General features: G+C 62.9%; 5 protein-coding genes. 2 read left to right on the plus strand and 3 right to left on the minus strand.

Annotated features, from left to right (window positions below):
- The first annotated feature begins 331 nt into the window (after positions 1 to 331).
- Entirely contained in the window at positions 332 to 2,236 is a 1,905-nt protein-coding gene (locus EN984_RS18660; protein WP_164749012.1) for an ABC transporter ATP-binding protein/permease, read from the plus strand.
- A 273-nt stretch (positions 2,237 to 2,509) separates the two neighbouring features.
- Complete coding sequence (mgtE, locus tag EN984_RS18665) at positions 2,510 to 3,874, plus strand: magnesium transporter (protein ID WP_127272641.1); 1,365 nt, start codon at positions 2,510 to 2,512, stop codon at positions 3,872 to 3,874.
- Between the two features lie 60 nt (positions 3,875 to 3,934).
- On the opposite strand, the gene gor is transcribed toward mgtE, so the two are convergent.
- From gor to EN984_RS18680, 3 genes are all read right to left on the minus strand, one after another.
- Positions 3,935 to 5,326, minus strand: coding sequence for a glutathione-disulfide reductase (gor, locus tag EN984_RS18670; protein WP_127271266.1), 1,392 nt, complete (start codon positions 5,324 to 5,326; stop codon positions 3,935 to 3,937).
- Between the two features lie 116 nt (positions 5,327 to 5,442).
- On the minus strand, positions 5,443 to 6,045 hold the full coding sequence (locus EN984_RS18675; RefSeq protein WP_127318742.1) for a DUF2059 domain-containing protein: 603 nt from the start codon (positions 6,043 to 6,045) through the stop codon (positions 5,443 to 5,445).
- Positions 6,032 to 6,247: ribose-5-phosphate isomerase A (locus EN984_RS18680; RefSeq protein WP_206517444.1), on the minus strand; the 216-nt coding region annotated here is incomplete at its 5' end. The genes EN984_RS18675 and EN984_RS18680, both read right to left, overlap by 14 nt.

A 6,247-nucleotide genomic window follows, 5' to 3' on the forward strand; every position in this document is an offset into this window, starting at 1 on the left:
GTGTGAAAGCCTTCCCCAGGGGAAGCTCCATCGACGGCATTTTATTGAAGATCAAGTATCTGAAATCAATATCGATATTTTGATTATTGCCGACCGTTGTCGCTATATTTCAGCGTGTAATCTGTTGCCTCACGGCAACGGCTGCCGGGGCAATCCGGTCGGGCCGGTTTTAAATTAATGGAAAATGATCAATTGGTGTTACCATCCGTAACAAAAGAAAAAAGGTTTGGGCGGGATCGTGATTCGGGTCGGTAGACCATCGCAAGAGTCAGTACCGGAAAAAACACCTCGCGATGCCGCAGGGCGATCGCTTCTGACGCCGGTGTCGTCGATGCGCAGCTTCTGGGGCTTGATGCGGGCCTACTGGGTTTCCGACCGCTGGAAGGAAGCCTGGACGCTGACGCTGGTGATCGCGGTGCTCACCGCGCTGTCTAGCAAGGCCGGTGTCTGGTTCGCCGAAGCCTCCGGCGAACTGGTCAATTCGATCGCCTTCTTCCATGACGCCGCCAACACCACGCCGCTTCGCTCGCTGCTGGTCAATGCCGGCGTCCTCGTGCTGCTGGTCGTACTCAAGGACGCTGGCTTCACCGGCATCCGCAATCTTGTCTCGGCGACATTGCACCGCAAATGGCGCGGTTGGCTGGACAGCCGCTTCAATGAAGCGCTGCTGGATGGCAACCATACGCATTTCCATGCCCAGCATGCATCGACCGGCAGCGGCGCACCGGCCCCCGACAACATCGACCAGCGTGTCCAGGAATCCATCAAGGACATGACCGGGGGCGCCATCGGGCTCGCCATGGGCGTACTGGCCGTCGCCACCTCGCTCTTTTTCGTCGGCCAGAAGCTGCTCGAAAACTCCGTCGAGGTGAAGGGGCTGGAGTTCCTCGGCAGCTATGGCAGCGCCATCCTCGCCTTCCTGGCCGTCGCCACCTATGTGCCGCTGAACACATGGATCGCCGTCAAGCTCGGCGGCCTGCTCGAGCGCCTCAACGTCAGGATGCAGAAGGCCGAAGGCAGCTATCGCGGCGAGCTGACGACGTTCCTGCGCCGCTCCTTCCATGTCGCGGCGTCTCAGGGCGAAGGCGTGCAAAGGACCATGCATGGCCGGCTCTATGTCGATATCGACGGCACCTGGACGCGGCTGAACATCGTCAACACCGTCTATATGTCGTTCGAGCTGATCTATAATTTCATCGGCGCGCGCATTGTCGCCTATGGACCGGGCCTCGTGCCGTTCATCCACAACCGCCTCGATCTGAAGGGCTATATAACCGGCTCCGAGCTGGTCAATTCTCTGATCGGCCAGTGTTCGTGGTTCATCCACGTCATGCCCGCCATCGCCACGTTGCGCGCCAACAGCCAGCGTGTCACCGAACTGGCCAACGCGATCGAGAATGTCCAGCATCCGCAGGAATTCTACAGCCAGACCGGCCGCTCCGATTTCCACTACACCAGCCAGAACCCGGTTTTCGGCTTGACCATCCAGAAGCTCGAACTGGCGCATCAAGGCGAGGATGCGACGCCCTTCCTCAGCGCCGCCAATCTGCGCTTCCGGCGCGGCGAATGGACTTTCCTGAAGGGCGAGTCCGGCTGCGGCAAGACCTCGCTGATCAAGGCGATCAACGGCCTGTGGCCCTATGGCCGCGGCACCATCGTCTTCCCCGAAGGCGTGAAGAGTTTCTATGCCGCCCAGGAGGTCAAGCTGCAGCCCGTGTCGCTGAAGCAACTGGTCTGCCTGCCGGGCTCCGAGCACGACCATGGCGACGCGCAGGTGGCGTCGGCGCTGCACAAGGCCGGGCTCGGCGACTTCATCGAGCACATGGCCGACGAAAGCCGCGAAGGCAAAAGCTGGGACCAGGTGCTGTCGGGCGGCCAGAAGCAGAAGCTGGTGGTGGCTCGCATCGTGCTGCAGCAGCCGGGGCTGCTGTTCCTCGACGAGGCGACCGGCGCGCTCGACCCCGATGGCAAGGTCGCCTTCCACCAGGCCATCAAGGACAATTGCCCCGATGTCACCGTGATCAGCGTCATGCACGAGGCGGTTGCGCCGAGATCGATGACCGGCAGCGAATTCTATCACAGCATCGTCGCGATCGCCGACGGCGTCGCCACCAAGAAGCCGCTGGTTCCGACCCTGCCCGCCGAGCTCACCACCATTCTCGTGCAGCCAAGGCCGGTCCCAAGGCCGGTCGAAGACAAGTGGCTGCGCTTCTCGCGCCGGCTGAAGCAGAAATAACGGCTATTCCACCCCGGTCTGCCGAGGCGAACGGGGGTCGGCGATCACAGTCTCGCGATCTTGGCCGCTCGTCGGCATTTTCCCTCCTCACCGCGATTGACACGGCAAGGCGCGCTCCTATGTTGCGCCCGCTTGCAGATAGTAAAAACGCGAACCCGCAAGCGGAAAGGTCACCGCGCCATGCCTGGCGACAGTCACAGTCGAACGCAACAGCCGTCCGCCCTGACGTGACCTCACATGGTTCATGTCCTGCCGGACGGCAAGGAGTGAGCCATGAACGAAATTACCACAGTGGCAAGCGACGAAGCCGTCGCGATTGCCCGTATCCTAGCCAACGATCACGTCGCCGACATTGTCGAGGCCCTCAACAGGGAGCCTCGAGAGACCGCGACGGAACTGCTCTGTGAAGTGACGTTCGAACGTCTGGTCGAGATATTCGACCAGCCGGAACTCGACGGCGCGTCCGAACTCATGGAAGCGCTGCCGCGCGCCAAGGCGGGCAAGCTGCTCACTGCCATGTCGGTCGACCGGGCCGCCGACATCCTGCGCGAGCTGGAGGAGCCGGCCCGTTCCGAGCTGCTTGGCGGGCTTGCGCCGCCGCTGCGCGCAACCCTGCTCTCCATCCTCGGCTATCCCGAAGGCAGCGCCGCATCGATCATGACGACGGAGTTCGTCAGCGTGCCCTCGGACTGGACCGTCGGGCAGACGCTCGACTACATCCGCAAGGTCGAGCGGACACGCGAAACCGTCTACGCGATCTATATCGTCGATCCGCAGACGCACCTGCTCGTGCGCTCGACGGGCCTGCGCCGGCTGATCACCGGTGAGCCTGACGATCCGATCATGACGGTGGCGCCGGATCACCTTCCGGTGACGGTCGGCCCGCTGACCGATCGCGAAACCCTGGCGCAGACGATCTCCAAATACGATCTGCTCGCCCTTCCGGTCGTCGACCATGGCAAGATCCTCGGCATCGTCACCATCGACGACATCATCGACACGATGGTCGCGGAGACGACCGAGGACGCGCACCGTTTCGGCGGCATGGAGGCGCTGGACGAGCCGTACATGAAGATGAGCTTCCTCGCCATGATCAAGAAACGCGGCGGCTGGCTGTGCGCGCTGTTCATCTCGGAGATGCTGACGGCCAACGCAATGCAGAGCTATGAGGGCGAGTTGGAGAAGGCGATCGTGCTGACGCTGTTCATCCCGCTGATCATGAGCTCCGGCGGCAATTCCGGCTCGCAGGCGACCTCGCTGGTCATCCGCGCGCTGGCGTTGCGCGAGATCGGTCTTGGCGACTGGTGGCGGGTGGCGCTGCGCGAGCTGCCCACCGGCTTGGTGCTGGGCGCCATGCTCGGCGTGGTCGGCGTCTGCCGCATCGCGCTGTGGCAGTATATGGGCTTCTACGATTATGGCCCGCACTGGCCGCTGATCGCTACCACGGTGGGGGCTGCACTGGTCGGCATCGTCACCTTCGGTTCGCTGTCGGGGTCGATGCTGCCGTTCGCCTTGAAACGTATCGGCTTCGACCCGGCCAGCGCATCGGCGCCGTTCGTCGCCACGCTGGTCGATGTCACCGGGCTGGTGATCTACTTTTCGGTGGCGCTGGTGATCCTGCGCGGCACGCTTCTGTAGCGACTATCTCCGCCGTGGCATGACCTTGCCGCGGCGGAGTTCCTCAACCCGGATTTGCCGTCAATCGACGCGCTCGCCGTCCTTCACGCGATAGGTCGGCTTGTACATGGTGACCAGTTCTTCCGCCGCTGTCGGATGCACGGCCATCGTACGGTCGAAATCGTCCTTGGTCAGGCCGGCCTTCAGCGGGATGCCGAGCAGCTGCGCCATCTCGCCGGCATCCGGCCCCAATATGTGGGCGCCAAGCACTTTTTTCGACGCGCCATCGACCACCAGCTTTATCAGCATCTTCTCGTCGCGCCCGGACAGGGTGTGCCGCATCGGCCGGAATGTCGCGCGGTAGATCTCGATGTCGGGGAAGCGCTTGACGGCGTCGTCCTCCGACAATCCGACAGTGCCGATCTCCGGCTGTGAAAAGACAGCGGTCGCGATCGTCTCGTGATCGGGCGCGGTCGGATTTCCCTTGAAGGCGGTTTCGATGAAGCACATCGCCTCATGGATCGCCACCGGCGTCAGCTGCACGCGGTTGGTGACGTCGCCGATCGCCCAGACGTTGTCGATGTTGGTGCGGGAATATTGGTCGACGGCGATGGCGCCAGTCTTGGTCATCTCCAGTCCGATGCCTTCCAGGCCCATATTCTCGGTGTTGGGAATGCGGCCGATGGCCAGCATCACCTGGTCAACGGTCAGCACCTCGCCGCCGCTGACGAGCGCGTCGAGCCGGCCGTCCGGCCGCTTGCGGATCCATTCGGACACGGAATGGCAGAGGATCCTTATCCCCTTCTTTTCCATCGTCTCGTGCAGCATGCGCCGTAGGTCCATGTCGAACCGGCTCAGGATCTCCTTGCCGCGATAGACCAGCGTGGTGTCGACGCCGAGACCGTGAAAAATGTTGGCGAACTCGACGGCGATGTAGCCGCCGCCCTCGATCATGATCGCCTTGGGCAGTTTCTTGAGGTCGAAAGCCTCGTTGGAAAAGATACAATGTTCATGGCCGGGCAGCGCCGGATGCGCCGCCGGGCGGCCGCCGGTAGCAATCAGGATCTGGTCTGCTGTGACGGTGCGATCCTCGCCCAGAAGATGCACGACATGCGGATCGACGATCATGGCGCGCGAATGGAAGGTCTCGCCGCCGGCGCCCTCGACGTTCCTGACGTAGATGGCCTCCAGCCGGCTGATCTCGCGATCCTTGTTGGCGACCAGCGTCTGCCAGTCGAAGCTGGCTTCCGGCACCGTCCAGCCATAGCCGGCGGCGTCGGCAAAATGCTCGGGAAATTGCGAGGCATAGACATAGAGCTTTTTCGGCACGCAGCCGCGGATGACGCAGGTGCCGCCATAGCGGTATTCCTCGGCGATGCCGACACGCTTGCCGAGTGCCGCGGCGACACGCGCCGCCCTCACCCCGCCCGAACCGCCGCCGATGACGAAAAGATCGTAGTCGTAACCAGCCATGACGCGGCTCCCAGGCTTCAGAAATGTGTCAGACAGGTAGGCCGCAAACCGTCAAAAGAAAAGCCCGGACAGGCCGGGCTTTCGCGGGAGGCCGCAAGGCCATTGAAAATGCGGGGTCAGTTGTTGTCCGCAGGGGCCGCGCCATCGGCGGGCGCTGCGCCATCGGCCGGAGCGGCGGCTCCGGCGGCGGGCGCGGCAGGTGCAGCCTGCGCCTTTGCCTTGGCGGCTGCGGCCAGCGTTTCGCCGACCTGCTGGGCGAGATCGCGGCCGAGGCCGTTCTGCCAGATGTCGGCTGCCTTGACCAGTTCGCGGGTCACCGTCGGGCCGCTATCGAGCAGCTTCTTGCCCGAATCGGAATTGTAGAAGGCGGCGATGTCGGTCAGTTCCTTTTCGGAGAACACTTTTGCGTAGGCGAGTGCGGCTTCCTTCTCGAGATCGGCGCGGCGCGAGGCCAGCGCCAGCGCCTTCTCGCTGATCGTCTTGCCGATCAGTTCCTGCATGTCCGGGTTCTTCTGGATCAGCTGCGATTCGAGCGCTGCGGCTGCCTGCGGCAGGATGTTGTCGAACGGGTCGGTCGCGTGGATCGCAGCGACCGCCGCGCGGGCGGCCTTCAGGTGCGATTCCGTGACATCCTGCGAAAACGCCGGCGAAGAAAAGGCGAAAACGGCCGAGGCCGCCAGAAGGACGGAAAGGCTGCGAACCCGGTTATGCAACGTCATGATCGGTAGAACTCCCTGGTTTTCGGGCGGCATGGACGGTTTGGATGCCGTCGCCGCCGGCGATGATGGCCGCTGAAGCCAGCCCGATGAAAAGACCATGCTCGACAACGCCCGGAATGGCGTGGAGAGCATTCGAAAGCGCTCTTGTATCCGGAATGCGGCCAAAAGATGCATCGAGGATAAAATGGCCGCCGTCTGTAAC

It is taken from the genome of Mesorhizobium sp. M7A.F.Ca.CA.004.12.1.1 (genome assembly GCF_003997835.1).
Taxonomy (GTDB): domain Bacteria; phylum Pseudomonadota; class Alphaproteobacteria; order Rhizobiales; family Rhizobiaceae; genus Mesorhizobium.